General features: G+C 62.7%; 24 protein-coding genes and 1 pseudogene. 16 read left to right on the plus strand and 9 right to left on the minus strand.

What is annotated here, in order from left to right; genetic code table 11:
- Position 1: 1 nt before the first annotated feature.
- Together PQQ51_RS16580 and speD are read left to right on the plus strand one after the other, a co-directional pair.
- On the plus strand, positions 2 to 160 hold the full coding sequence (locus PQQ51_RS16580; protein ID WP_408497891.1) for a hypothetical protein: 159 nt from the start codon (positions 2 to 4) through the stop codon (positions 158 to 160).
- A complete protein-coding gene (gene speD / locus PQQ51_RS16585; protein WP_408497892.1) occupies positions 157 to 555 on the plus strand; it encodes an adenosylmethionine decarboxylase in 399 nt (132 codons plus the stop codon). Before PQQ51_RS16580 ends, speD begins: the two co-directional genes overlap by 4 nt.
- 23 nt (positions 556 to 578) lie before the next feature.
- Here the strand turns inward: speD and PQQ51_RS16590 are convergent, their stop codons facing one another.
- The 8 genes from PQQ51_RS16590 to PQQ51_RS16625 all read right to left on the minus strand — a co-directional run bounded on the left by PQQ51_RS16590 (position 579) and on the right by PQQ51_RS16625 (position 10409).
- Entirely contained in the window at positions 579 to 2120 is a 1542-nt protein-coding gene (locus tag PQQ51_RS16590; protein WP_408497893.1) for an efflux transporter outer membrane subunit, read from the minus strand.
- Positions 2117 to 3136 (minus strand): efflux RND transporter periplasmic adaptor subunit, encoded by a 1020-nt coding sequence (locus tag PQQ51_RS16595; protein WP_408497894.1) that lies wholly within the window; start codon positions 3134 to 3136, stop codon positions 2117 to 2119. Before PQQ51_RS16595 ends, PQQ51_RS16590 begins: the two co-directional genes overlap by 4 nt.
- On the minus strand, positions 3133 to 3342 hold the full coding sequence (locus tag PQQ51_RS16600) for a DUF1656 domain-containing protein (RefSeq protein WP_408497895.1): 210 nt from the start codon (positions 3340 to 3342) through the stop codon (positions 3133 to 3135). Before PQQ51_RS16600 ends, PQQ51_RS16595 begins: the two co-directional genes overlap by 4 nt.
- Before the next feature lie 58 nt (positions 3343 to 3400).
- Positions 3401 to 5551, minus strand: a complete 2151-nt coding sequence (locus tag PQQ51_RS16605) for an FUSC family protein (RefSeq protein WP_408497896.1) — start codon at positions 5549 to 5551, stop codon at positions 3401 to 3403.
- A gap of 6 nt (positions 5552 to 5557) precedes the next feature.
- Positions 5558 to 6058, minus strand: a complete 501-nt coding sequence (locus PQQ51_RS16610) for a MarR family winged helix-turn-helix transcriptional regulator (protein ID WP_408497897.1) — start codon at positions 6056 to 6058, stop codon at positions 5558 to 5560.
- Positions 6059 to 6221: 163 nt separating this feature from the next.
- Positions 6222 to 7880, minus strand: coding sequence for an ATP-binding protein (locus PQQ51_RS16615; RefSeq protein ID WP_408497898.1), 1659 nt, complete (start codon positions 7878 to 7880; stop codon positions 6222 to 6224).
- Between the two features lie 4 nt (positions 7881 to 7884).
- Positions 7885 to 9402, minus strand: a complete 1518-nt coding sequence (locus PQQ51_RS16620; protein ID WP_408497899.1) for an ATPase domain-containing protein — start codon at positions 9400 to 9402, stop codon at positions 7885 to 7887.
- A gap of 98 nt (positions 9403 to 9500) precedes the next feature.
- Positions 9501 to 10409, minus strand: a complete 909-nt coding sequence (locus tag PQQ51_RS16625) for a LysR family transcriptional regulator (protein WP_408497900.1) — start codon at positions 10407 to 10409, stop codon at positions 9501 to 9503.
- 200 nt (positions 10410 to 10609) lie between these two features.
- Between PQQ51_RS16625 and PQQ51_RS16630 the strand changes: the two genes are divergently transcribed.
- From PQQ51_RS16630 to PQQ51_RS16650, 5 genes are all read left to right on the plus strand, one after another.
- Positions 10610 to 11665 carry a porin gene (locus PQQ51_RS16630; protein WP_408497901.1) on the plus strand — a complete coding sequence of 352 codons (1056 nt, stop codon included), beginning with the start codon at positions 10610 to 10612 and terminating at the stop codon, positions 11663 to 11665.
- An 88-nt stretch (positions 11666 to 11753) separates the two neighbouring features.
- A complete protein-coding gene (locus PQQ51_RS16635; RefSeq protein WP_408497902.1) occupies positions 11754 to 12830 on the plus strand; it encodes an alpha/beta hydrolase in 1077 nt (358 codons plus the stop codon).
- A complete protein-coding gene (locus tag PQQ51_RS16640; RefSeq protein ID WP_408497903.1) occupies positions 12827 to 14173 on the plus strand; it encodes an MFS transporter in 1347 nt (448 codons plus the stop codon). Before PQQ51_RS16635 ends, PQQ51_RS16640 begins: the two co-directional genes overlap by 4 nt.
- Before the next feature lie 37 nt (positions 14174 to 14210).
- Positions 14211 to 15236, plus strand: a complete 1026-nt coding sequence (locus tag PQQ51_RS16645; RefSeq protein WP_408497904.1) for an alpha/beta hydrolase — start codon at positions 14211 to 14213, stop codon at positions 15234 to 15236.
- A gap of 77 nt (positions 15237 to 15313) precedes the next feature.
- Positions 15314 to 15754: a hypothetical protein gene (locus PQQ51_RS16650; RefSeq protein ID WP_408497905.1), complete on the plus strand. Its 441-nt coding sequence runs from the start codon at positions 15314 to 15316 to the stop codon at positions 15752 to 15754.
- 30 nt (positions 15755 to 15784) lie between these two features.
- Here the strand turns inward: PQQ51_RS16650 and PQQ51_RS16655 are convergent, their stop codons facing one another.
- Positions 15785 to 16357: a histidine phosphatase family protein gene (locus tag PQQ51_RS16655; protein ID WP_408497906.1), complete on the minus strand. Its 573-nt coding sequence runs from the start codon at positions 16355 to 16357 to the stop codon at positions 15785 to 15787.
- 241 nt (positions 16358 to 16598) lie between these two features.
- Here PQQ51_RS16655 and PQQ51_RS16660 point away from each other — a divergent pair, with 241 nt between their 5' ends.
- The 9 genes and pseudogenes from PQQ51_RS16660 to PQQ51_RS16700 all read left to right on the plus strand — a co-directional run bounded on the left by PQQ51_RS16660 (position 16599) and on the right by PQQ51_RS16700 (position 26111).
- Positions 16599 to 16820 carry a CbtB domain-containing protein gene (locus PQQ51_RS16660; RefSeq protein ID WP_408497907.1) on the plus strand — a complete coding sequence of 74 codons (222 nt, stop codon included), beginning with the start codon at positions 16599 to 16601 and terminating at the stop codon, positions 16818 to 16820.
- Positions 16821 to 16831: 11 nt separating this feature from the next.
- Positions 16832 to 17578 (plus strand): CbtA family protein, encoded by a 747-nt coding sequence (locus PQQ51_RS16665; RefSeq protein WP_408497908.1) that lies wholly within the window; start codon positions 16832 to 16834, stop codon positions 17576 to 17578.
- A gap of 420 nt (positions 17579 to 17998) precedes the next feature.
- Positions 17999 to 19885, plus strand: a complete 1887-nt coding sequence (gene tssF / locus PQQ51_RS16670; RefSeq protein WP_408497909.1) for a type VI secretion system baseplate subunit TssF — start codon at positions 17999 to 18001, stop codon at positions 19883 to 19885.
- A 34-nt stretch (positions 19886 to 19919) separates the two neighbouring features.
- Positions 19920 to 22616 (plus strand): type VI secretion system Vgr family protein, encoded by a 2697-nt coding sequence (gene tssI / locus PQQ51_RS16675; RefSeq protein ID WP_408497910.1) that lies wholly within the window; start codon positions 19920 to 19922, stop codon positions 22614 to 22616.
- On the plus strand, positions 22613 to 23302 hold the full coding sequence (locus PQQ51_RS16680) for a hypothetical protein (RefSeq protein ID WP_408497911.1): 690 nt from the start codon (positions 22613 to 22615) through the stop codon (positions 23300 to 23302). Before tssI ends, PQQ51_RS16680 begins: the two co-directional genes overlap by 4 nt.
- A complete protein-coding gene (locus tag PQQ51_RS16685; protein WP_408497912.1) occupies positions 23299 to 23808 on the plus strand; it encodes a hypothetical protein in 510 nt (169 codons plus the stop codon). Before PQQ51_RS16680 ends, PQQ51_RS16685 begins: the two co-directional genes overlap by 4 nt.
- A 60-nt stretch (positions 23809 to 23868) precedes the next feature.
- Positions 23869 to 24081, plus strand: a pseudogene (locus PQQ51_RS16690) (PAAR domain-containing protein); the annotation flags it as partial.
- A 227-nt stretch (positions 24082 to 24308) separates the two neighbouring features.
- The gene (locus PQQ51_RS16695; RefSeq protein WP_408497913.1) at positions 24309 to 25196 is read left to right on the plus strand and encodes a transglutaminase family protein; all 888 of its coding nucleotides are present in this window, start codon (positions 24309 to 24311) and stop codon (positions 25194 to 25196) included.
- A 111-nt stretch (positions 25197 to 25307) separates the two neighbouring features.
- Positions 25308 to 26111: a transglutaminase-like domain-containing protein gene (locus PQQ51_RS16700; protein ID WP_408497914.1), complete on the plus strand. Its 804-nt coding sequence runs from the start codon at positions 25308 to 25310 to the stop codon at positions 26109 to 26111.
- The last annotated feature ends 43 nt before the right edge of the window (positions 26112 to 26154 follow it).

Here is a 26154-nt window from a genome sequence, read left to right on the forward strand (position 1 = left end):
CGTGAGACAGGTTCTCTATGCGCTTTACGCGGCCATCGTAGTGCTGATGTTCAGTTGCACGTCGATGAGTTCCGGAAGCGGCGGCAGCGGCAGCGGCGGTGGAGGATACGGCAGTACTTCCGCGCGCAGCGGTTACTCGTCGTACGGGTCGCACAAGTGAGTGCCGGGCACATCACTTCAGCGCCGACGCCGCGAGAAGCCTGTGGCTCGCATGTGCTGGCCGATCTGGGCGGGATCTCGCCGGCCTTGCTGCGCAATACCGTCGCGCTCGAAGCGATTCTGGTGAACGCGGCGAAGGCTGCGGGCGCGCGCGTGCTGTCCGCGCAATTTCATCACTTCGGCGGCGAGCATGGTGTGACGGGCGTGGTGTTGCTCGCGGAGTCGCACATCACTATCCACACGTGGCCAGAACATCGTTTTGCCGCGCTCGATATTTTCATGTGCGGCAAAGCTCGGCCTGAAGAGGCGGCCGCGCAAATCGCTGCGGATTTGCGGGCCGAAGTGCGGAATGTACGGACCTGCGAGCGCGGGTTTGCGGAGCCGCGCTTGCGTTAATAGAACACGCCCGAGCCATTACGTCACGGCGCTTTGCCAGCCCCCGTCGGCATAACCGCGCCATTCGGCGTGACCACAGCCGTGGCCGCATTGCCCGTTGCAGCAGGAGCCGTCCCTGCTGCCTGCTGATCCATCTCCCAACCACCGCCCAGTGCGAGGAACAGATTGACCTGGTCGATCGCCACCTGGCCTTCCGCCGCGGCCAATTGAGATTTCGCCGACGTCAGCGTGCGCGTCGCATCCAGATCCGAAATGAACGACTCGCGTCCGGCCTGATACAGCCGATGCGTTTCATCCGCCGACTGCGTGGCCGACTTCAACGCCGCGCGCAAAGCATCGGCGCGCGCATAGTCCGACGAATAGGTCGCGAGGTTCGTTTCGGTTTCGCGCAATGCGGTCAGCACCACGCCGTCGAACTTCGCCAGGGCGACCTGACTCGAGGCCGCCGCTTCGCGCACGCGGCCACGCGCGCCGTTCGCCGGAAAGGTCCAACTGATCAGCGGACCGAACGCCCAGCGCGCGGTAGGTGACGTGCCGAGGTCTTCGAGAATCCCGGTCAAGCCCGTCGATGCACCGATGCTCACCGTCGGATATAGCGCGCCGGTGGCCACGCCGATGCGCGCCGTCGATGCCGCCAGTTGCCGCTCGGCCTCGCGCACGTCAGGGCGCCGCTTGAGTAGTGCGGCGCCGTCGCCGACTGGAATCGGCTGACGGATTTGCGGCAGCTTGTTGCACGCGAGCACGGCGGGCGGCAGATCGGACGGCGCGCGCGCGAGCAGCGCCGCGAGCCGGTATTGCGCGATCTTGCGGCGCGCGGTGTAACGCGGAATATCCGCGGACAACGTATCGACTTGTGTCTGTCCGCGCGTCACGTCCGGTTGATTGCCGCGGCCCGCGTCGCGCAAACGGCGCGACACGTCCACGCGCTGCTTCTGTAACGCGAGCGACTGCTGCGCGATGGTGAGTTCTTCGGCGGCCGAGCATTGCTCGACGTAAGAGCGCACCACGTCCGCCACCACGGAGATGCGCGCGAGGTCGCCGGCGGCCTGAACGGCCTCGGTGTCCGCCTGCGCGGCTTCCACGCCGCGTCGCAGTTTGCCGAACAGATCGATTTCGTACGAGATGCTGATGCCGATGTCGCCTTCGTTGGTCACCGGCAGCTTGTTGAACAACAGGTATTGCTCGGCCGATTCCTGCGCGCGTTCGAGCGCCACTGAAGTCTTGCCGGAGAAACCGCCTTGTGCCTGCGCGACGCCGAGCGCTTCGCGCGAACGCGCGAGGTTCGCCGCGGCGACCCGCAAGTCGGTATTCGACTGCAGCGCTTCGTCGACGAGACCGTTCAGCACCGGATCGTCATACAGCTTCCACCAGACAGCGGGCACGTTCTGCCGCGACGTCAGCGTGGCGTCTGCGCCTTCGATCGGCGCATTCGCGAGCGGCGCGTTGATCAGCGCCTGCTGCGGCAGCGAGTAATTCGGGCCGACGTTCATGCAGCCGCCGAGCGCGACGGCCAGCGGCAATAACGGCAGCCACGGCGATAAGGGCAGAGCGCGCGACAGCTTCATTGCGAGGCGCCCGAAATAACCGCCGCAGATGCCGCGGATGCTGCAGGCGCCGGTTGGGCGACGGACCCCAGCGGCGCGGTCGGCGCCACCGGCTCTACAGCACCCGAAGCACCGGAAACACCCGCTGCCGCGCGCGGCTTGCCGGTCGGCGAAATATCGCGCACCGACACGGTCGCGGTTCGTCCCGCGATCATGCGGAAGTCGACGGGAATTTCGTCGAGCGCGACGCGCACCGGAATCCGTTGCGCGAGACGCACCCAGCTGAACGCCGGATTCACATTCGGCAGCAGGTTCGTGCCCTGCGTGCGGTCGCGGTCCTCGATTGCAGCGACGATGCTCTGCACATGACCGCGCAACAGGCCCGGCTCGCCCATCACCTTGATATCGACCTGCTGGCCGATATCGATGCCGCGCAGCTTGGTCTCCTCGAAATAACCGTCCACGCGGAACGAATGCAGATCGACCACCGCGAGCACCGCGCGCCCGGCCGACGCGAATTCGCCGACGCGTGGCGCACGGTCGTTCAGATAGCCGTCGACGGGGCTTTTTATCGTCGAGCGTTGCAGGTTGAGCCGTGCGGTATCGATCGCGACGCTCGCATCGGCGAGCGCGGCTTCGCCCTGTTCGACGCGCGAGCGGCTTTCTTCGGCGACTTCCGCCGCCACCAGGTTGCCGAGCTTGCGATTGCGCGCGTCTTCGCGGCGTGCCTGGTCGAGCGTCGCGCGGCGTTGCTGCGCGGTGGCCTGTGCCTGACGCAGTGCGAGTTCGTAGCGTGCTTCGTCGATTTTGAACAGCACCTGGCCTTGCTTGACCTGCTGGTTGTCCGCCACGTCGACCGATGAAATCAGCCCCGAGACATCCGGCGCCACCTGGATGATGTCGGCGCGCACGTGGCCGTCGCGGGTCCACGGCGCGAACATGTAGTAGCCGACCAGTTTCCACAGCACGAAGGCCGCGATCACGACGACGATCAGGGTCAGCAGAATCTGAGCGACGGAGAACCAGGTTTTTTTCACGTTATTAGTCTGTGCGAAACGACGACGACAAGGCCCAGCACCAGCACATAAATGCCGAGATCGAAAATGGAACGGTGCCAGACGAAGCGGTAAAAGCCGACGCGTCCGAGCACCGTGCGGATCGCGAGGTTGATCAGATACGCGATCAACATCAGCACGAGCACGGCCGGCACGAACACGCCGAAAATATCGATTTCACCGATCATCGCGGGAAGTGGGCAAGTGGAGGGATACGGTTGTGCAGCGGTTGCGTAGAAGACGGCATCAGGCAGCGGCCTCCGGTTCGGGCGGCGTCGGTGTCGTCAGCGTGGCCGGAAACAGCGAAAGACGCAAGCCGACCAGCGCGTGCAGCGCGTCGCGTAACTGGCGTGCCGAAGTAGTCGGCGAAGCCGCGCCGGTTGCGTCGGTCGCGCGGCCGTCGGCATTGGCATCGGGGTTGCCACCGGCATTGGCATTCGCGAGCCCTTGCGCGGCGACCCGCGCCACCGCGGCATCGATCGACGACATCAGGCTGTCCGGCACCGGCTGGCGCGCGCGCCGGTCGACGCAGCTTTCGAAGTACTGACGCACGCCGTCGAGTACGTGATCGATCGCGGCCGGCGCTTCGCCGCTGAGCTTGCGGGTCAGGCGGCGCAGATCGAGCGCGTTGAACGCGATGCGCAGATCGCGAAAGCTTTCGATCGACGGATGGCGATGATCGTCCGTGGCGCCCAGACGCGGAATTAGTTGCATCAGACGGTCGAGCATGCGCGCGGCGAGATTGCGCGGGTCTTCGATCGGCTGTGTGGAGGCGGTCAGCGCCACGTCGGCCCAACTCGAGCGCAGTAGCCGGGACGCCGCGAGTTCGGCGCCGAACGGCCGCGTCACGCGGGTCCACAGATATGCGTACAGCAGCCCCGCGAGACCGGCGAGATTGCTGTTCAGGAAGATCAGGAAGTCGGCGGAGTACGCGTCCTGAATACTGATGAAGGTCGCGGTGTTCACGGCGACCAGCACGGTCACCATGTTGAACTGCGGCCGTGGAATCAGTGTGCCGACCAGGATGAACGGCGCGGCGAACAACACCACCAGCATCGGGAAATCGTGCACGTGCGGCAGCACGGCGAACAGGTAGACGCCGGCGGCCACCACCGCGACGGCCGTCGCAAGGAAGAACTTGAAGACGAAGGGCGCGGGCTCGTCGAGGGCGGCGAAAAAGCAGCAGGCAACGGCCGCCAGCGTCACCGCGCTGGCGCCGTCGGCCCAGCCCGAGCTGATCCACAACGCGCACGCGAGCACCACCGCGGTGCCGGCCGAGACCGTCGAGAACAGCATGATGCCGCGGTCGAAAAAACGTTCGGTGCCGCCCAGCCGCCAATGGCGAAAGCGCGGCCGCCATGCGCCTTCTTCGCGTGTGATGATGACGCGCAGCGTTCGGCAATCCTGCCAGACGTCGATCACCTGGCGCAGCCGCCACAGCGCGTTCGACAGCAACGCGCCTTCCCAACTGGCGAGCGCGGCCGGCGGCGGCTGCATGGCGGCGATGCGGGCACGCAACGCGTCGGCGACGAGATCGGACTGGCTGCCCTTGCTCGCGGTCGGCAGCGGCTCCTTGAACCACTTGATCACGTCGTCGAGCAATGCGACGAGTCCTTCCGGCCAGCTATGCCGGCCGCTGTTGTAGAGCGCGACCAGCGGGTCGGCCAGCGACGACATGATCGGCAGCAGCAATTGCATGCGTCCGCGCAATTCGTACGTGCGTGCGAGCACGTCGGGCCGCGTATGGTCGTAGGAAAGCTGGCTCAGCAGCAGTTCCAGACCGTTGACTGTCGCGGCGATCCGCTGACGGGCGCTGGAAATCGCGGTGCCGGCGATGCGGCCCGACAGCGTTTCGCTCGCGTAGAACGCGGCGTCGCGAAACCAGGCGTCGGTGCGCTCGATGATGGTCGGCGCGAGCCGGCTCGGAAACAGCGCACTGCCGACGATGCTCGCGCACACGATGCCGAGCGTGATTTCCTCGGTACGGCTGATCGCGAGATCGAACACGCCGTCGGGATTGGTCACCGAAGGCAACGCGATGATCGGCATCGTATAGGCCGCGAGCATGAACACGTAGCTGCGCGCGGTGCGATCGGCCACCGCGAGATACAGCAGCGTACCCGTCCACAGCGCGACGACCACGCTGAACAGATACGGCGACTCGACGAACGGCGGCACCAGCAGCACCGCGGCCGACGCGCCGAGCGCGGTGCCGAGCGCGCGATACAGCGCCTTGGAGCGGGTCGCGCCGACAAACGGATTCGACACGATGTAGACCGTTGCCATCGCCCAGTACGGCCGCGGCAATTCGAGCGCGAGACCGATGTAGAGCGCGATCATCGCCGCGGCGAAAGTCTTGACGGAGAACAGCCAGTCGCGCAGGGTGGGGTAGACCATAAACCGTTACGCCCGGTCCTTCGCGCCGTGGGATGCCGTTGCGCCTGCCCTGCGTTCGGCGCCGTTGTCCGCGTTGAATTCGGCATTGAAAGCGGCCAGCACGCGCAAGGTCGCTTCGAGATCGCTGCGCGAAATGCCTTTCAACACTTGCGCGCGCAGCGTCACCAGTTCTTCTTCCATTTTCGCGGTGACCGCGCGGCCTTCGTCGGTGAGCGTGACGGTTTTGGCGCGCCGGTCTTCGGGGTCTTCGTCGCGGCGCATCAGGCCGGCGGCGCATAACTGATCGAGCAGGCGCACCAGCGACGGCCCTTCGATGCCGATGTGATCGGCCAGCGTGACCTGGCGTACGGCCTCGCCGAGACGACCAGCGGTGAGCAGCGGCGTGGCGCACGCCTCCGAAACGTTGAAGGCCGCGAGCACGCCGTGGCTCGTACGACGCCATTTTCTGGCGGCGACGATGAGCGTGCTGCTGACGGTGCGGCGCAAGGTATCGAGATTTTTCGACATGGCCGCCATTGTAGGGGCTAAATATTCGTTAGGAAACTATTGAATTGGTTTTTTGGGGCAAAAATCGGCGTGCCTGCGCTGGCTGGGCGGCGGCCGGGCGGTAGCTCCAGCGCATACCGGGGCGCTGGAGCTGCGGCAGGGGTTGAGCAACCGGCTCCGTGCGTCAGGTCACGAGGCCGAGCCGCACGGTACGCGCGAGGTCGTCGAGCTGGAACGGTTTGCGCAGAATCGTGCAGCGTTTTACAGCGAGGCCCGAGATATCCACGTCCGCGTAACCGGTCGCGAGGATCACCGGCAAGTCCTCGCGCATCTTGCGCGCTTCCGCGATCACGTCGATGCCGTTCATTCCCGGCATCGCGAAGTCGACCATCAGCAGGTCGGGGTTGTCGGCCTTCAAACGATTCAGACCGGTGCGTCCGTCCGCCGCTTCGGTCACCGTGTAGCCGAGCATTTTCAGACACTCGACCAGCATTGCGCGCACCTCGTTGTCGTCTTCGACCACCAGCACGCGTTTTTCGCCGACCGCGTTCTGTTCGACGTCCGACACCGTCTCAGTTTGCTGCACGGCGCGCTGGCGCAGCGGCAGCCAGATTTCGACGGTCGTGCCGACGCCTTCCTCGCTGAACAGCCGCGCGGTGCCGCCTGCCTGCCGCGCGATGCCGTACACCTGGCTCAAACCGAGACCCGTGCCTTTGCCGATCGGCTTGGTCGTAAAAAACGGATCGAACACGCGCGACACCACATTGGGCGCGATACCCGAACCGGTATCGGCGACTTCGAGCACCACGTAGTGGCCATCCTCCAGCGTCTCGTCCGGCGCCACGCGCTCTTTTACGTGGACAACGAGTTGTCCGCCGTTCGGCATCGCGTCGCGTGCGTTGATCGCGAGATTGAGCACCGCCAGTTCGAGCTGATTCGCGTCGGCCTGGGTCCACATCTCTTCGCGGTCGAATTCGTTCGTGTAGCGGATGGTCGATCCGAGCGACACCGTGATGATGTCGCGCATGCCTTGCAGCAAAGCGACCACGTCCACCGCTTTCAAGTCGAGATTGCTGTTGCGCGAGAACGTGAGCAACTGGCCGGTCAGCTTCGCGCCGCGTTCGGTCGCGCGTTTGACGGTGGCGGCCATCGCGCGGATGCGTTCGTCGCTACCCACCCGTGCGATCAGCTCCGCGTTGACCATGATCACGTTCAGCAGATTGTTGAAGTCGTGCGCGATGCCGCCGGTGAGCTGGCCCAGCGCTTCCATCTTCTGCGACTGCACCAGCACCGCCTGTACTTTGGCGCGCTCGTGAATCTCCATCATCAGCCGGTTGTTGGCGGAGGCGAGTTCCTGCGTGCGTTCGGCGATCCGGCTTTCGAGCGAATCGTTGAGCTGCACCAGCGCTTCCTGCGCTTCGATCCGTTCGGCCAGATGGCGGCGCGATTCGTATTGCCGCGCCCGCGCCCGCAGCGACGATGCCACCGCGCGCCGCAGCGTCTCCGAGTTCAGCGGACGTTCCAGCACGACCACGTTGCCGAGCCGCTCGAGCACATCGAGGCCGCGTTCGGAACGGCGCCCGACACGGTTGCCCGCCAGCAGGATGATCGGGAAATCGGACCACGCGTGCTGCTGTTCGAGCCAGCCGAACAGGCGCGACGCGTGACCGTTGGCGAGCGCTTCTTCGGCGATCAGCGCCGCGCCCGCGCCGGCATCGAGCGCGTCGGTGAGGGCGTCGGCGTCGCGGCAGGCGACGCACCAGCGGTCGTCTTTCTTCAGGACTTCGGCAATGACATCGGCGTCGCGGCCAAACGGCGCCAGAATAAGGACGCGTTGCTCCATAACATTACGACCGGGAAGTATCGATGACGCGATCTGTTGCGCCGAGCAGCGCGGTGCTGCCGCGATAGGACGGCAGGCCCGACAGCACGCCTTCGAAATCGCGCAGCGCTTCGCCGACTTCCACGCCCTCGGTGCCGAGCCGGAACTGGCGGATCGAGCGCTCGTGCGCATTCGCGCGGCTCTTCACGGCGGTTACGGCCGTCAATACTTCGCCGTGATGCTCGAAATAGCGGAACAGCACGACCACGTCGCTGAGATAACTGATGTCGATGTCGTTCTGCACTTCGCCGATGATCCCGTGCTGGCCGAGCACCAGCATCGTGATGACGCCCTGCTGGTTGAGATAGCCGAGCAGTTCGTGCATTTGCAGCAGCAGATAGCGCTCGCCGGGCATCGCTTGCAGATAGGCATTCAGACTGTCGATGGCGACGTACTTCACGCCTTGTTTCTCGACCGAATCGCGCACGCTGCTCGCGAATTCGCCCGGCGAGATTTCCGCCGGATCGATCTGGCGCAGCGTCAGCAAGCCGCTTTCGACGTGCGGCTTCAGATGCATGCCGAGGGTCGCGCAGCGAATCAGCAGCGTGACCAGCGTTTCGTCGAACACGTAGTAGACGCAGCGCTCGCCGCGTTCGAGCGCGGCCATCAGACACGACACCACGGTCGTGGTCTTGCCGACGCCCGACGGGCCGATCATCAACGCATTGGTGCCGGGGATCAGGCCGCCGCCGAGCAGCGCGTCGAGTCCTCTCGTGCCGGTGCTCACAGCTTTGGCGTCGAATTCGGCGTGATGTTCGGCCGCGACGAGACGCGGGTACACGTGGATGCCGCCCGTATCCAGCGTGAAGTCGTGATAGCCCTCGCGAAACTTGATGCCGCGCATTTTGGCGATGCGCGCGCGGCGCCGGTTGCCGCCGTAGTCGTGCGCGAGGTTGTCGAGCGTGATCACGCCGTGGGCGATGCTGTGCAGTTGCACGTCGCCGGGATCGGACGAGTTGTCGTCGAGCAGAAGCACCGTGCATTCGCGGGTGGCGAAATAGCGTTTGAGCGCGAGAATCTGCCGGCGGTAACGCAGCGGGTTCTGCGACAGCAGCCGCAATTCGGAGAGACTGTCCAGCACGATGCGCACGGGCTTCAGTTCGTCGACCCGCTGGATCACGTTGCGGACCGTTTCGCCGAGTTCCACTTCGGCCGGATGCAGCACGGTCTGCTCGTATTGCGGATCGAGGCCCTCGTCGGACAGCAGTTCGAGAATGGTGAAACCGCTGATGTCCCAGCCATGACTCTGCGCGACGGAGATCAGTTCGTCGCGCGTCTCGGACAGCGTGATGTAGAGGCCTCCCTGACCTTGTTCGACGCCCTTGAGTAAAAATTGCAAGGCCAAGGTAGTTTTGCCCGTGCCCGGCGCGCCCTCCACAAGGTACATGCGCTCGGGAGTGAGGCCGCCTCCCAGAACATTGTCGATTCCGTCGATTCCGGAGGATAGGCGAGCATTAGCGCCGGCAGCGGGTTGGGTAGGCATGGTCGAAAGGATTTGTCATTGCGTGTACGGTGAGCCGGAAATGCAATTTGTGTGCCTATCGACGAAATCTGTCCGGTAGCGACGCAGAGGGCGGCGAGCTAGCCGCGAACGCGCTCCATGACCATTTGAATGAAGCGCGTTGCAGCGCTGTTATGAAGCGCGCTGGGGTAGGCCAGATGAAGCGGCGCACTGAGCCTCGACGGGTTCGCCAGCGTGCAATACACCGTGCCCACCTGGTCGTAGCGTTGCATCGACGCCGGCACTAGCGTGACCCCCAGCCCCGCCGCCACGAGGTTGATGCCCGACACCATGCGCGGCACCTCGCGCGCGATCCTCGGTACGAAACCCGCCTGCCTGCATGCGGCCAGAATGTCCGCGTACATGCCGGGTGCGCCGGGGCGCCGCACGAGAATGAAATCTTCCTGCGCCAGTGCTTTCAACGACACTTGCGGCCGCTTCTTTCCCGCGCCTTTCAGCAGCGGATGTCCTACCGGCAACACCACCACCATCGGCTCGTCGAGCAGTAACTCGAAGGCCACGCCCTCGCGTGCATCGACGGGCTTGCGCAGAAAGGCCGCCTGAATCTGGCCTTCAGCCAGCCGCTCGATGATCTCCGCTGCGTTCAGTTCGGCCAGCTCCACGGCAACCTCGGGACACACCGCGCGAAACGCGCGGATCGCCTCGGTCGTGAACGGATGGAATGCCGCCGAACTCGTCAGCCCGATCGAGATCGTGCCGAGCTCGCCGCGCGCGATGCGGCTCGCGCGGTCCACCGATTGCTGCAGGTTTTGCAGTAGCCGTTGCGCGTCTTCGGCGAATGCGTGGCCTGCGGGTGTCAAGGTCACGCCGCGCGGCATCCGCACGAAAAGCTCGAAGCCGACCTCTTCCTCCAGCATCCGGATCTGCTGCGACAGCGGCGGCTGCTGCATGGCGAGCCGTTCGGCGGCGCGTGTGAATTGCCCTTCCTCGGCGACCGCCAGAAAGTAGCGTAAGTGGCGAAGCTCCATCGTTGTCCGTCTCCTCCGGCAGCGTTTCACGTGCTGCCATTGCCATATTCTATAAATATGGATGGTGCGTAAAACAGGTATTTTACATTTATCACCGCCGCTCCTACGATCTCGTCCATCGCATCGATCGACGCCCATGCCACACCGGCAATGAGGCCCGAACGCATCGCGAGATAAAACAAAATCGACAGGAGACGTCAGTGAAAAAACAGTGTGCGGTGGCCGCGTTGGCCGTGGTGAGTTGCGCGAGCGCGCATGCCCAGTCGTCGGTGACGTTATATGGCGTGATCGACACCAACCTCGAATTCCTCAATCATGCCGGCGCGAGCGGGGGCTCTCTGGTCCGCGAAAATTCCGGTGGTCTGAGCAACTCGCGTTTCGGCTTTCGCGGCACTGAAGATCTGGGAGGCGGCAACAAGGCATTCTTCATTCTCGAAGCCGGCTTCAACGGCAACGACGGCACCAATGCAAGCGCCGGCGTGCTGTTCAACCGCACCGCGGCGGTCGGGGTAGCGAACGATGCATATGGCGCGTTGTCGGCGGGCTTGCAGTACACCGCCATGTACGACACGTTGATCAAATACGACCCGATGGTGTTCGGCCAGCAGTACACGTGGATGCCGACCACCGGTTCCGTCGACAGCTTTTCGTTCAAGGCGCGCGTGAACAATTCGGTCAAGTACGTGGGCCACTTCGGCGGCTTGACGGCGACGGGCGTGTACAGCTTCGGCGGCTCGGCCGACTCGTTCCAGAGCAGCGCGGCGTATGGCGGCGCGCTCGACTACGATCTCGGCAGCTTCAGCGCGGCCGTGGCTTACGACTACCGGAACGGCGCGATCAATTCCACCGGCATGTGGACCAAGTCGCGCAACTGGAGCGCCTCGGCGCGCGAACAGATCGGCGACGTGTCGATCATGGGCGGCTACGAGCATTATCTGTACGACCCGACCAAAGGCAAGTCGGTGTCGGCGGCGTTGTGGTTCGGCGGCGTTCGTTATCTGGTCAAGCCTGATTTCCGCGTCACTGCGGCGGCTTACTATCAGAGCAACAAGACGGCGAACGTATCGAATTCGTTGATGGGCGTGCTGAGCGGGGACTATATTCTGTCGAAGCGAACCGATGTGTATGCAACGGTCGCGTATGCCGCGGCGACCCACTACGCGAACGACCAGTACACGCCGGTCGGTTTGACGAGCGACACGGCGTTCGGGCCGAATCAGACCGGCGTGACGCTCGGCATTCGCCACCGGTTCTGAATTTTCGAACCCGTGACGCCCGGATCGAGCGACGGGTTGACCCATGAAGTGCGTTAAAGACAGTACACGGTTATCAGGAGCAAGCTGGATGATTGTCAATCTCTCACGTCGTCTCATCGCGCGGTGCGCGGTCGCAAGCGTTGCAATGCTTGCGCTGCTCGCACAGCCGGCGTTCGCGGTGCATACGTACGAACCACACCTGAAACCGGTCGCGACGATCTCGGATACGCGCTTCACGGTCGATACGCCGCAAGGGCATGCGCAATTTCCGTTGTATCTGTCGAAGGATTGGAGCGTCGCGCAGCCGCAGGTCACGCGTGCGGTGATCGTGATTCACGGCAAACTGCGTAACGCGGACGTGTACTACCGCACTGCGCAAAACGCACAAGACGCCGCGCATGCGGACCCGGACAGCACGCTGCTGATCGCGCCGCAATTTCTCGCCACGCTCGACCTGCGCGTACACGACGAACCCGCCGACCTGCTGCGCTGGAGCGGGGACGCCTGGATGGGCGGCGAAGCGGCGCGCGCGCCGTTGCCGATCAGCTCCTACTCGGTGCTCGACGCGATCGTCGCGCGGCTCGCCGATCGCAAGCTGTTTCCGAACCTGAAGCACGTGGTGTTCGCCGGGCATTCCGGCGGCGGCCAGGTCGTGCAGCGCTACGCGGTTGCCGCGCATAACATCTCCGTGCTGACCGATGCAGGCATCGACGTGCGCTATGTGGTGGCGAGCCCGTCCACGTACGCGTATTTCGACGCGCAGCGGCCGAATGCACAAGGCGAGCCGGCGCCATACGACGCCGCGCAATGCGCCGGCTTCAATCAATGGAAGTACGGGATGGACAACCGTCCGCCGTATCTCGACGACCGCACGCCCGCGCAACTCGAAGCGACGTACGCGGCACGCCGGATCGACTACCTGGTCGGCGGCGCGGACGACGATCCGCAGCAAAGCGCGCTCGACAGATCCTGTGCCGCCGAAGCGCAAGGACCGCAGCGTGTGGCGCGCGCCGAGGCTTACTATCGTTATATGAAGTTGCGCCATCCCGACGGGCTCCCGCAGAGTTTTCACGTGGTGCCGGGCGTCGGTCATAACGGCGCGCGCATGCTCACATCGGTTTGCGCGCTGGCGGCCATGTTCGGCACGCAGGGATGCGAACCATGAGCGAGGCGACCTTGACATCACATGACGGCGCGCGGCCCGCGGCGAATGCCGCGAGCGCGCTGAGTCCGTCGATGGTGCGCCGCGCGATCTTCGCGTCGGTGCTCGGCAACGGGCTCGAGTGGTTCGACTTTCTGATCTACGGCTACTTCGCGAAGATCATCGCGCAAGTGTTCTTTCCGGGCGGCGGCGGTTTCGTGTCGATCATGCTGACGCTCGCCACGTTCGCGGTCGGCTTCATCGTGCGGCCGCTCGGCGGCATTCTGCTCGGCATTTACGCGGACCGGGCCGGCCGCCGCAAGGCGCTGTCGCTGCTGATCATATCGATGGCGGCGAGCACGCTGTTGATGGGGCTGACACCGAGCTATGCGAGCATCGGCATTGCGGCGCCGCTGCTGGTGGTGCTCGCGCGGCTGTTGCAAGGCCTCTCGGTGGGCGGGCAGTTCGCAACCGCCTCGGCGATGCTGGTCGAGTACGCGCCACCGAACAAGAAGATGTTTTATGGCAGCTTCAATATGTCCGCACAGGCGTTTGCGCTGCTGCTTTCGTCAGGCGTCGGCTATCTGCTGACCACGCAGCTCACTCATGAACAACTGGTGGCATGGGGCTGGCGTTTGCCGTTCCTGTTCGGCGCGTTGGCGGGGCCGTTCGGTTTTTATATCCGGCATCGCGTGGCCGAGTCACCCGAGTTCGAGCAGTTGCGCGAGCAGGGCGACAAGCCGCCGCGTGTGACCGTGCGCCAATTTTTCCGCGACAACGGCGACGCGGCAATCTGTGCGATGGGCGTGATCATCGTCGGCGCCGCGACCAATTACGTGTGGCACTCGTATTTGTCCGTATACGTCGAGCGGCAATTGCATCTGCCTTTGTCGACTGCGTTGCTCGGCGCGTTCGTGTCCGGTGTGCTGAATCTGTTTCTGTTTCCGCTGTCGGGCAAGCTCGCCGATCGCTATGGCGCGTACCGGCTGTTCTATCCGATCGTGATTGCGTGGATGGTGTGCGTGTACCCGCTGTATCACTTCGTGGTGACCAACCCGACGCCCGGTCACCTGTTCATCGCGCAAATGGTCGCGACCGTGTTTCTCGCCGCGATGTCCGGCTCGCACCCCGGCATGCTCGCGACGCTGTTTCCGGTGCGCAGCCGGTCGGCAGGCGTGGCGCTCTCGTACAACATCGCCGTAACGTTGTTCGGCGGGATGGCGCCGCTCACCATCACCGGATTGACGCATCTGACGGGCAGCAGTCTGACGCCCGCGTTTTACCTGATTTTTGCCGGCTTCGTGTCGCTCGCGATGGTGTACTTCACGCGGTCCGGGCGCGAGCCGTTAGCGGCGCGCGCGACTTGAGCCACACGATTCACTGTATTCACCACGAGCAGATTGCATGACCCAGCCTTTGATCACCGACGACGAACGCGCGCCCAACGAGCGCGCCGTTGCCGCCGTCGCGAGCCAGCACCTTCGTGTCACGACGCACGCCGGCAGCGGTACCGTGCCGGTCTACGCGAACGGCGACTGGCTTGCGCCGGCTGTCGACTTCGAACGCGCCGTGATCCTGATTCACGGACGCCTGCGTAACGCGGATACCTACTTCAATCTCGCGCGGCGTGTCGGCGCGCTGGCCGGCGAGGTCGTCGCTGCAAGAACGCTGCTGATCGTGCCGCAGTTTCTCGCAAGCGCCGATCTCGACACGCATCCGTTGCCGCCGTCGACGTTGCATTGGGACTGGACCAGCTGGATGGGCGGCGAGAACGCAGAAGGTCCCGCGCCGCTCAGTTCGTTCGATGTGCTCGACGCGATTCTGCAGACGCTGGCTTCGCACGAGCGATTCGCGTCGTTGCGCGAGGTGGTGATCGCCGGGCACTCCGGCGGTGGCCAGGTCGTGCAACGCTATGCGGTGGTGACGCGAGGCGAAGCGTCGTTGACCGCGCGCGGCATCGCGCTGCGCTATGTGGTGGCGAATCCTTCGTCGTATGTTTACTTCGATGCGAGCCGGCCTACGGCGTCCGGCGAATTTGCCGCTTTCGATGCGGCGGCATGTCCGTCGTTCAATCGCTGGAAGTATGGGCTCGAGAATCTGCCTGCTTATGCTCGGGGCGTAAATGGCGGCCGCGTTGCGGTTGATGCCAAAGCGCTTGAGGCGTCCTATGCGCGACGCGACGTCACCGTATTGCTCGGCGGCGCGGACTGCGATCCGCAACATCCGGCGCTCGATATCTCTTGCGCGGCGCAGACGCAGGGCGCGCATCGCCTCGGGCGAGGGCTTAACTACGAGCGCTATCTGGCGTCGCGGCATCCGCAGGGATTGCCGACGCACCGCACGTTTGTGATCGACGGCGTCGGTCATGACGCGAAGGGGATATTTGCGTCGGCAGCGGGGTTGACTGCGTTGTTCGGCGACGCATCGTGATGCACCTGGTGATGGAGTCGTCACGGGCACAAACCGTGCTGCGGCGCTAGCGTCCCCACTTGAAGGATTGCGCCGACATGAAACCGATCAGGATGCTGACTGCCGCGCTTGCTGCCGTAGGGTTGAGCGCTTTGCTGCCGATCAACGCGAATGCCGACGACGCGCCGAGTCCCTGCGGCTCGCTCAAGCGCATCGTCGCGGCGGCGCCCGACGGGCTCGCCTCGCTGAAGCCGGAAGACGGCATGGATGTCGCTCAACCCTACGGCGACGACGCGCAATGTTCGGCCGGTCACGGCAGCTATCAATGCGTGTGGACGCCGCATCGCGATGCAGGGTCGAGCGCGGATGCGCTGCAAGGTGTTGCAGCCGATATCGCGGCCTGTCTGCCGGAAGCGACGCACGATCAGAATTCGCCGGGACGTCAGCACTTTTATCTGGGCACACGAGCGAAACGCACGGATGTCACGTTGACGCGGTTTGGGTCGAACAAGCTGCGTTTGGTGGTGTCAGGCAAGTAATTTCGCGCGGCCTCGACTCACTTGGCGTGGCTAATACGCTGGACGCCAAACCCATTCGCCGCCACGCACCGAACGTCGCAACTCGACAAGCGAAAGCGGCGCGATTTCGATGTGAGCAAACACCGCAGGCGACGCGCCGAGCGCGTGGATTATCGCTGCGCGTAACACCGTCGCGTGCGTGATGCCGACGATTTCTTCTGGCGCGCTCAACGCATCAAGCCACGTTCCCACTCGCTTCACCAGTTGACTGAACGACTCGCCGCCGTGTGCGGCGGCGTCGGGATCGCGCGTCCATGCGGCGAGGTCTTGCGGCGCCTCGGCGGCGAGATCGGCGAGGCGCTTGCCGTGCCACTCGCCGTAGTCGATATCGGCTAGCCGGCTTTCGACGGTGGCCTTCAGGCTTAGGGTTGTCGCCGTCTCGCGTGCGCAACTGGCTGGGCTCGTGAACGCGGTCGCGTCTTCCGCAATCGACAGATGCATGCGCGCGGCCGCCGCCTGCGTTTCGGCGACGCCGCGCGCGTCGAGCGGATCGTCGGCGGGGAAGCGGCCGGCGCGCATCGCGGCGGTCGCGGCATGGCTGATCAGCAGCAGCCGTGTGTTCATTCGAGTCGTTCCCTTTCCACAGATGCCGGTTCGGAGCGCGGCGCGGCAAGGCCGCTTCTCGTCGTCGAGGGCCAAAGTTTAGCGCGTAGAATAGCGGGATTGCGAAGCGCGGAAGCCGGTGAGAGCCCGGCGCGGTCGCGCCACTGTAATCGGCAGTCGCAAGCCGAAAGCCAGACCTGAACTTCGCACCATTCCTTTTCAATCGACTATCGGGGCGCGTTACCCCCAGGAGATGTTCGTCATGGCCCACACTGTTCTCGATCCCGCTGCCCAGCCCGCCGCGCAGCCCACGCCGATTCCGCTGCGTGAATTGCTGCCCTGGGTGGTGTTCGGCGGTTTGCTGTTCCTGCTCGCGTTGTATTTCGTCGGTGCGGAAGAGGGCGCTACGTCGCTGGTTCCCGGCATGTACGTGCATGAGTTCGTGCACGACGGCCGCCATCTGCTCGGCTTTCCCTGCCACTAACGGAGTCGAACATGGTCGGTAAATTGTTGGTACGCGGGATGCTCGCCGGCATCGCCGCGGGATTGCTCACGTTCGGCTTCGCGCGGGTAGTGGGCGAGCCGCAGGTGGATCAGGCGATTTCCTTCGAAGAAAAAGCGGACGCGGCCAAAGGTGAAGCGCCCGAGCCCGAACTGGTGAGCCGCGAGACGCAAGCCGGTTTGGGATTGTTGACCGGGGTCGTGACGTATGGCGCCGCGTTCGGCGGATTGTTCTCGCTGGTGTTTGCGTATGCGTATGGCCGGGCCGGTTCGCTGAGCGTGCGTGCTTTGTCGGCGTGGCTGGCGCTCGGTGCGTTCATCGCGCTGGTGATCGTGCCGAACATCAAGTATCCGGCGAATCCACCGTCGGTGGGAGATCCCGAGACGATCGGGATGCGCACCGGCCTGTTCTTTCTGATGATCGCGATTTCGCTCGCCGCGTTGGTGTTTTCGCTGAAGGTGCGCCGGCGTGCGGCGCTGAAGCTGGGCGCGTGGAACGGGTCGATCGTGGCGGGGGGGGTGTTTGTCGCGATCATTGCGGCCGTGCAACTGTCGATGCCGACGATCAACGAAGTGCCGGCCGCGTTCCCGGCTGTGCTGTTGTGGAAGTTCCGGATTTCGGCGCTCGGCATGCAGGTGATCATGTGGACGACCATCGGGCTGCTGTTCGGTGGGATGGTGGAACGCAGTCAATTGCTGGGGGCCGCGAAGCGTCCGGCGGTGAAGTCGGCTTATCTCTGATGCACCTTGGCGCAACCGCGAAGCCGGTTGCGCCGAAATGCAGCGCGCGTAAATATAAATACATCAAGCACTTGGCGCGCTTGTTGGAAGGTTGTCCACAGGCTTGCAAACAATTTCTGTGGATAAAAGTTAGCGGGCGATGGATAAGTCCTGTCAACCTCCGTTCTTTCTGGATTCCGCCGCTTGCGGCTTCCCACTTATCCCCTGAAAATCCGATTCGACTATCTCGATATTGATTCGCAATGCTAGTTGAATCAATGTGTCAATCTTGACAAAAAATGACAGCTGTCTGATAGACAACATCCAGCGGCATTTTTAATAATCATGCGAGTCGGCTAGGAGACAGCGCTAGCCGCGGCGCAATGGAAATACGCGTTTGAGTTGCTGTTTTAGGAACAGGAATGGAACGCGCTGCGCCGAATGGACCCACGACTGCTCGATTACTATAGCCGCGAACTGCTCTACATCCGTGAGCTTGCAATGGAATTCGCCGGTGCTCATCCAAAAATTGCGCGCCGGCTCGGCATGCAGGCGGGTGAAATTGGCGATCCCTACGTAGAACGTCTGCTCCAGTCGTCGGCCCTGGTGACCGCACATATGGAGATGCGTATCCAAGACGCGTTCCCGCAATTGATGCAGCCGCTGCTGGAAACGCTTTACCCGAATTATGTCCGCCCGACGCCGTCGATCGCTGTCGCCCGTGTATATCCCGGTCATGCAAGCGGACACCTCGGCAAGGGCTTCCTGATGCCGCGAGGTTGTGCATTCAGTTCGCGAGCGCAGGTGGGCGAGAACACCACTTGCGAATTTCGCAGCAGCCAGGACGTGACTGTCTATCCGCTCGAAATCATGCAGGCGAGGCTCACCGGCATTCCACCTGACATTCCGTCGCTGGGCCGGTATGTTTCGCACGGTCAGACGGTACGCGGCGCGTTGCGTTTGAGGCTGCGCACCACCAATGGCGCTTCTATCGCGAGCCTCGAGGGACTGGACCGGCTACCGGTGTATCTTGCGGGCGACGAACGCACTGCGTCGCATCTGTTTGAGTTGATCCTCTCCGCAGGCGTGGCGTCGGTCGTGGCGGAACCTGACCGTTTCGCGCATGGGCGGCTTCATGCGGTCACGTGCGATGCGGTGGTTCACGAGGGACTGGAGCCCAGCCAAAGCGTGCTTCCGGCCGTACCGGGCAAGTTCCATGGGCACAACCTGGTGCACGAGTATTTCGCGTGTCCGGCGCGTTTCTGGTTTTTCGCGCTGACGGGACTTCGGAAGGGGCTCGCCGCTATTCCCGGCAATGAGGTTGAGATTATCGTTCTGCTCGACCGACCGCCAGGTGGGCTCATAGATGCGGTAGATGCCTCGGATTTCGCACTGTTTTGCACGCCTGTCGTCAATTTGTTTCCGCAGCGCACGAGGCGGCTCGAAGTCGAGCCGGAGCGTTCCGAGCATCGACTCGTGCCGGTGGCCGATGCGCCGTTTGACTTCGAGGTGCATTCTGTCGACCTCGCACAGGGGCAAGTCGCCGAAGGCGCAGCCGAGGTGCGGTTCGAGCCTATGTACCGGACACTCGTCGACGACCTTAACCCGCATGCCCGCTATTTCACCCTGCGGCGACAACCGAACCACCCGGCGAATCGGCAACGGCAGTACGGCACGCGCCGTCTCTTCACTGAAACGCAGACGTATATCTCGCTGATGGACGCCGAACGACGGCCGTATAGCGGTGGTATCCGCCACTTGACGCTCGACGCATGGCTGACCAATCGGGACCTGCCGTGCACGATCGTGCATAACGGGATCGATGATCTGGACGTGATGGACTCCGTGCCAGTAGCGGGCGTCGGATTCGTACGCGCGCCTGGCATACCGATAGCGCCACTCGCACATGGCGATCTGGCCTGGCAACTGGCCGGCCAACTGACTCTCGACTACCGGATCTTCGACGACCGCCACAACGCGCCTTCAGCCGGCGAGGGGCTGCGTCGCCTGCTGCGCCTGTTCGTCACGTCCGAAGCGCGTGCGTTTGAGCGGCAGGTCGAAAGTCTCGTCGGGGCAACGGCCACGCCGGTCCACCGCAAGCTGCCGGGTAACGGGCCGATCCCGTTCGGCCGCGGCATCGAATGCGAGCTGACTTTCGATGAAGACGGCTTCGATGGCCTGAGTCCTTACACCCTTGCGGTCGTGCTGGAGCATTACGTCGCGCGGCATGTCTCGATGCATTCGTTCACCACAACCGTACTGCATTCGAAGCAGCGGGGACGCATCGCGAGCTGGCCGCCGCGATCCGGCACACGCGGTGTGGCCTGAGCCTCGGCACACTTTCCTGATCACGGAGTTTTTTATGTCATGGCTCACACAGCCCCGCACGCTCGATATCGCCGGTGCAGCGCTGCCGGCATGGCGGGGCATGCCGTTGTTCACCGTCTCGCGTCTGTCGGGAGTGGAGAAGCTCGGCAGGCTGTATGACTACACCGTGGAGCTGGCCACCGTCGAGATTCCCGGGTTGTACGTCCGTGAAGTGCAAGCGCTTGTGCAGATCGACCATCTCGTCGGCACGGAAGTGACGCTCAGCATAGCGATCGAAGGGAGCGGCACCTACGCTGCGGGTATGGCGGGCATTGCCAGTGCATCGAACCAGGGCGCGGGCGTCCGCAAGCTGACGTCGGTCGTGAGCGAGGCGCAGTGTGTGGGCGCGGATGAGCGCCGTGCGTTCTATCGTCTGAGGCTGCGCCCGTGGTTATGGCTGGCGACCCTCACCCGTGACAGCCGTATCTTCCAGGACTGCACGGTGGTCGAGATTTCCGAAACAATTCTGAACGCGTACCCATACGTCTATGAGACACGCCTCGCGGGGCCCGGCTTCGGACGGCAGTATCCCCGACGCGATTACCAGCGGCAGTTCTGGGAATCCGACTGGCAGTTTCTGGACAGACTCTGGCAGGAATGGGGCATTACGTTTTACTACGAAAGCGGCAGATTGATTCTGTGTGATTCGCCGGGTGCGCACAGAAAGCACGGGCCGGCCTACGAGAGGCTGCGCTACCTGGAGCGCGGCGGCCAGCGTATCGACGAGGAACACGTCCACCAGTTCGAGGTGGCGCGCTCGCTGACGACGGGCAAGGTCACGCTCACCGATTACGACTACACGCGCTCACTGGCGAAGCTCGCTGTGAACGACAGCGATCGCCGCGAGCGGGCCAATGACAACGCGGAGGAATACGGCTGGGGCGATTACGCACAGCCGCTGGCCGGGTCGATGGGTCTGTCGGGTGATCCGAACGATGTGCGGTTCGAGGCCGAACACCTGGCGCGCGTGCGGCTTGAAGCACACCGCGCGAAGAGCCTGCGCGCGCGAGGCAAGGGCAACCTGCGCGGGCTGATGACGGGCTATACGTTTCACCTGGAAGGTTATCCGCTCGTGCCAGGCGACGGCGAATATCTGGTCACTTCAACGAAGATTGAGATCGTCAACAACGATACGGTGACAAACCGAGGTGTGCTGAACCCACAGTACAGCGTGGAGACGAGGTTCACGGCGCAGCCCGCGAACACCTTTTTCCGTACGCCGCAGAAAGCGAAGAAGCCGCGCTCGTATGGCGAGATTGCGGTGGTCACCGCGCCTGAAAAATATCCGCTGTGGACGGACAGATATGGCCGGGTACTGGTGCGCTTTGTCTGGGAACGCACGAAGGATAGGAAAGAGCACTACACCAGTTGCTGGCTGCGGGTGTCCTCGCCGTGGCAGGGAGCCGGTTACGGCGCGATCTGGATTCCGCGCGTAGGGCATGAGGTTGAAATCGGTTATCACGATAACGATCCTGACAAACCATTTGTTGTGGGCCGGTTGACCAATGAGTTCCACGAGCCGCCGTGGAAGTTACCCGATAACCAGGCACTGTCGGGTTGGCGCAGCCAGGACCTCGGCGGCCGGAGCAACGCAGCCAACAGCGTGATGACTGACGACACGCCGGGCAAGCTTCAGGTGCAGGTGGCAAGCGACCAGGCGCAGTCGCGACTCGTGCTCGGGTACAACACTCGCATCGACGGGCACGCGGGGCGCAGCACGCCAAGGGGCGAGGGTTTCGAACTGGCGACAGACGCGTGGGGCGTAGTGCGGGCCAATAAGGGCGTGCTGGTTACTACTGAGACGCGAGCCGGCGCCATGGCCCCGGTGAAGGATATGGACGAAACGCTGCTGCGGCTGACGCAGGCGTGCGAGCAGCATGAGGACCTGGCGCAACTTGCGCGGCAGCACCGGGCCCAGGATGCGCGGGCGAGTCAGCGCGAGGCCACGCAGGCCATCAAGACGCAGAATGATGCCGTTAGGGGGAGCGTGAAAGCCCATGACGATCCGTCGCCCGAGATGACGCGCCCGGACCTTTTGCTGGCAAGCGCGGCGGGCATTGCGACGAGTGCCACTGATAGCACGCATCAAGCGAGTCTGAACGATCATGCGGTGACGGTAGGCCGGGACTATAGCCTGTCGGCAGGGCGCTCCTACCACGCCTCGGTGCGAGGCTCGATCTCGTTGTTTGCGTATCAGGATGGCATGAAGTTCTACGCGGCGAGAGGCCGGGTTGAGATTCAGGCGCAAGGCGACGAGATGGCGCTGGCGGCGCTGAAGGATCTTACGATCAGCAGCACGGACGGAAAAATCTTCATCACGGCATCGAAGGAAGTATGGATCGGTGCGGGTGGCTCATATATCCAGATCAACGGCGGCGGCATCACCAACGGTTCGCCGGGGCCGATTCTGGAGAAGGGCGCGTCATGGGATGCGCCGGGACCTGATGCCAAGCTGGCGCCCATGCCATTTTTGCCTCGTTCTGATGAGGAGGTTATCGAACAAAGCTTCAGCTTACTGCGAGACGGGGTGACGCCCGTGGATGGATACCATTACGACCTTTACAGCGATGGGGATGATCTCCATACACACAAAGGGAAATTTTCTGATGGTGAAACGGTTAAATTTCTGGGGCAATCGCCGCTGAAGCTTGTGACGTGGATCGCGCGAGACTCGGCGGGGAAAGATGCATGAACGATTCCAATCAATCGAGTACGCCACAACCAGCGGTTTCTGCGACGCCCGCAACGGGGTCCGCTGCGGCACAACCAATCGATGCCGAGACAAGGCAACTTGCAGCGATGGCTTATGGAGAAGCTTCTCTGCAAGACAATGCCGATGAAATGATGGCAATTGCCAGTGTGCTTGTGCGACAACGTGACGCCCGTGGTTATTCCGACATGGCTACGTTTGTAGATAACGAGCCGTCATTTTCGTTCGTGGTCAGTGATGGTAACGCGCGCTACGGCGCGCTGATGAGATCGACGAATGACAGAATCGCCAGGAATCCGGCGATGCTGGCTGCGATCAGTGCGGCACGCAACGCGCTGGCTGGTGGTCCGGACAAATCGAATGGCGCTTATTTCTGGGACGGCGCGGACATCAAAACAAATTATACGAAGCATCCTAAGGTAAGACTGGGCATTCAGATTACAGATTCTGGTCACAACATCTACGATATAAAAAGTTCGACTCACCTCGTAATTTTGTATAAGACTACGAAAATAAAAAACAGGAAAACGGGGAAGGTTACGATAAAGAAAGACGAAATTGGGCGCTACGATCACGTGTATGACTCAACAGCGGGAATAGGCGGAACGATTTTCTGGAAATTCGACCGGCAATACTTGGAAACCACACGTGCGAAGGAATATAAATGAAAAAACTCGCCCTCGTTTTGTTGGCGAGTCTCGCCGCGTCTTGCATGGCCTGTGCTGCTCAGCCAGATGAAAATCTAGTGAAAAGTTGCCTGCAAGTGGAAGCTGTAGTCCCCTTCGTTTCTATTAAAAATTTTGACGCAGATGAGATTTCGCAAGAGGAAAAATACGCCGATGGTTTCGATGCAACTTATATGTTTGAGTATCGTGGTTCCGAAATAGGTTATGCCGAAAGTGAAAATGATCAGGCATTGATCTATTCGGGGAAGTTATACCGGTTATCCAGGGCTATACCTCTGGGAGACAATCATGGAATAAAATCTGGCGGATTTAATCCAATGCTGGCAAATTGGAGTATTGTGAGGGAGTATTATAAGAGGTACCTCTGCGTGAGTTTCAATTTTGACGGAGTGGGGCGAAGTGGAGATTTTCAAAGTGTACACGGCGGGTATCTATTGGATACAACAACGAAATTTTTGTATTTCGCTGTGCGAGATATTCGGAAGTGATGTATCGATGTGATCACGGTAAGAAAAAAACGGCAAGGAAGTTGACGGACCACAAAAAGCGGCGGCGAGGTAGTAACAGCTTCGCAGCGGATGAAGTTTCGGGGAATTGCCGTCGCTCGCGTAGGGGACCACGTGAAATGCGAGCGTCATCCAGACACTAGCCCAAACGTCATCATCGAGGGCGACCCGAAGTTGAAAGACCAGGGCACTCCGATCGCACGACACGGCCATCGCTCCGCCTGCGGATGCAGCCTCATTTCAAGTCTGCTCTAAACGGCATCTCATCAAATGCCCTCTAAATCAATATGGCGGGTGTATGCTCGACGCCAAACCTCGCCATTGAGGCATTAAGCCCTTGAGGCCCTCCAACCGCGCCGCCCCCTTGCGCGGCTCATTCAGGATCAAACCGTGCCGGGCGCGTAGCGCCTGCCGCGGAAGCAGCTTTACCGGCGTGCAAGCGATGGCCCGTTCGAATCCCCACGACTCCATCGGGCTGGCCGATGACTGAGCCGCAACGCTTCACGGTGCGCCACGTCAGTGTCTACCGCTATTCGGAGCCGGTGCGCTTCGGCGAACACCGGATGATGTTCCGCCCGCGCGCCAGCCACGATTTGCGTCTCGTCACGGATCGTCTGGTGATTACGCCAACACCGGAGCGACTGCACTGGCTGCACGACGTGTTCGACAACTCGGTAGCGGTCGCGAGTTTTAACGGCAAGGCCAGCGAGTTGCGCTTCGACAGCGAGGTCACGCTCGAACATGTCGAAACACCATTGCCCGATTACGCGCTCGAACCCTATGCGATGAGCTGGCCGTTTGCGTACACGAATGAGGAGGCGTCCGATCTGGTGAACGCGCGCAGCCGCCAGTATCCCGACGGCGACGTGGACACCTGGGCGCGCGCCTTCATCCCGACGCCGGGCAGCAGCGCAGGCGCAAAAAGCGGCACGATGGCGCTCCTGCGCGCGATGACGCTCGACATCAAAAGCACGTTTTTCTACGTGCGTCGCACGGAAAAAGGCGTGAACCGTCCCGGCGACACGTTGCGCAGCCGCAGCGGCAGTTGCCGCGATTTTGCGGTGCTGATGATGGACGCGGTGCGCTCGCTCGGTCTCGCCGCGCGTTTCGTGAGCGGCTACATCTTCGTGCCGGAGCACGATGCCACGCAAGGCGGGGGCTCGACCCATGCATGGCTGCAGATTTACCTGCCGGGCGCCGGCTGGGTTGACTTTGATCCGACCAATAGCATCGTCGGCAATCGTCATCTGATTCGCGTGGCGGTCGCGTGGAATTACTACCAGGCATTGCCGTTGTGGGGCACATGGCATGGCGCGCCGCATTCGTTTCGCGGCCTGCAGGTCGATGTGAGCGTGACTGAAGGCAAGTAACGCAGCGGGTGCGCCGCTTGCTCAAATCAAGAGCGTGTCAAACGGATGGCGTCGATCAGACGCCTCGCCCACGCGCGTCGACTGAACGTTTCAACTGAAGAGGGCGCTGCGATGAAATTGCGCGTTGGCTACGAGCTGGTCTATGAGTGCGTGCAACCGACGCCGATGATGTTGATGCTGAACACGCACTATACCCACGCAAAGGAGGTGCTGAGTCCGGATCTGCTGAAGGTCGATCCGCGGGTGCCGATCAGTCAGTATCGCGATGGTTTCGGCAATCTGTGCAGCCGGATCGTCGCGCCGCAGGGCCGGCTGTCGCTGTCGACGAGCGCGGTGCTCGAGGTGTCGTCGGAGCCGGAGCGGCGCCCGCCGTTCTTCGAACAGCATCCGGTCGAGGCGTTGCCCGACGATACGCTGGTGTTTCTGCTCGGCAGCCGTTATTGCGAAACCGATCTGCTATCCGAATTCGCGTGGCAGATGTTCGGCAAGCTGCCGTTAGGACGTGGGCGTGTCGACGCGATTTGCGACTACGTGCACGGCCACATCGTGTTCGGCTACGACTTCGCGCGGCCCACCAAGACCGCGTGGCAGGCGTGGCAGGAAAGCAAGGGCGTGTGCCGCGATTTCGCGCATCTGGCGGTTGCGTTGTGCCGCGCGATGAATATCCCGGCGCGCTATTGCACCGGCTATATCAGCGACGTCGGCACGCCGCCGCCCTATGCGACGATGGATTTCGCAGCGTGGTTCGAGGCGTACGTCGGCGGTTGCTGGCAGACCTTCGATCCGCGCAACAACGTGCCACGTACCGGCCGGGTCTTGATGGCGCGAGGCCGCGACGCGGCCGATGTCGCGATCAGCAATGCATTCGGGCCGACTGAACTGGTGAAATTCGACGTAGTATGCGAGGCGATATAGGGGTTTTGCCCCTTCGGCGGAAGCAAAAATGGCCTAAAGTTTT

This window comes from Paraburkholderia xenovorans (genome assembly GCF_046030735.1).
GTDB classification, from domain to species: Bacteria; Pseudomonadota; Gammaproteobacteria; order Burkholderiales; family Burkholderiaceae; genus Paraburkholderia; species Paraburkholderia xenovorans_A.

Coding starts and splice junctions, on each gene's coding strand:
- PQQ51_RS16590 (WP_408497893.1), bottom strand. CDS start 2,120: ATGAAGCTGTCGCGCGCTCTGCCCTTATCGCCGTGGCTGCCGTTATTG.
- PQQ51_RS16600 (WP_408497895.1), bottom strand. CDS start 3,342: ATGATCGGTGAAATCGATATTTTCGGCGTGTTCGTGCCGGCCGTGCTC.
- PQQ51_RS16605 (WP_408497896.1), bottom strand. CDS start 5,551: ATGGTCTACCCCACCCTGCGCGACTGGCTGTTCTCCGTCAAGACTTTC.
- PQQ51_RS16610 (WP_408497897.1), bottom strand. CDS start 6,058: ATGTCGAAAAATCTCGATACCTTGCGCCGCACCGTCAGCAGCACGCTC.
- PQQ51_RS16615 (WP_408497898.1), bottom strand. CDS start 7,880: ATGGAGCAACGCGTCCTTATTCTGGCGCCGTTTGGCCGCGACGCCGAT.
- PQQ51_RS16620 (WP_408497899.1), bottom strand. CDS start 9,402: ATGCCTACCCAACCCGCTGCCGGCGCTAATGCTCGCCTATCCTCCGGA.
- PQQ51_RS16625 (WP_408497900.1), bottom strand. CDS start 10,409: ATGGAGCTTCGCCACTTACGCTACTTTCTGGCGGTCGCCGAGGAAGGG.
- PQQ51_RS16635 (WP_408497902.1), top strand. CDS start 11,754: ATGATTGTCAATCTCTCACGTCGTCTCATCGCGCGGTGCGCGGTCGCA.
- PQQ51_RS16640 (WP_408497903.1), top strand. CDS start 12,827: ATGAGCGAGGCGACCTTGACATCACATGACGGCGCGCGGCCCGCGGCG.
- PQQ51_RS16645 (WP_408497904.1), top strand. CDS start 14,211: ATGACCCAGCCTTTGATCACCGACGACGAACGCGCGCCCAACGAGCGC.
- PQQ51_RS16650 (WP_408497905.1), top strand. CDS start 15,314: ATGAAACCGATCAGGATGCTGACTGCCGCGCTTGCTGCCGTAGGGTTG.
- PQQ51_RS16655 (WP_408497906.1), bottom strand. CDS start 16,357: ATGAACACACGGCTGCTGCTGATCAGCCATGCCGCGACCGCCGCGATG.
- PQQ51_RS16660 (WP_408497907.1), top strand. CDS start 16,599: ATGGCCCACACTGTTCTCGATCCCGCTGCCCAGCCCGCCGCGCAGCCC.
- PQQ51_RS16665 (WP_408497908.1), top strand. CDS start 16,832: ATGGTCGGTAAATTGTTGGTACGCGGGATGCTCGCCGGCATCGCCGCG.
- tssF (WP_408497909.1), top strand. CDS start 17,999: ATGGACCCACGACTGCTCGATTACTATAGCCGCGAACTGCTCTACATC.
- tssI (WP_408497910.1), top strand. CDS start 19,920: ATGTCATGGCTCACACAGCCCCGCACGCTCGATATCGCCGGTGCAGCG.
- PQQ51_RS16680 (WP_408497911.1), top strand. CDS start 22,613: ATGAACGATTCCAATCAATCGAGTACGCCACAACCAGCGGTTTCTGCG.
- PQQ51_RS16685 (WP_408497912.1), top strand. CDS start 23,299: ATGAAAAAACTCGCCCTCGTTTTGTTGGCGAGTCTCGCCGCGTCTTGC.
- PQQ51_RS16695 (WP_408497913.1), top strand. CDS start 24,309: ATGACTGAGCCGCAACGCTTCACGGTGCGCCACGTCAGTGTCTACCGC.
- PQQ51_RS16700 (WP_408497914.1), top strand. CDS start 25,308: ATGAAATTGCGCGTTGGCTACGAGCTGGTCTATGAGTGCGTGCAACCG.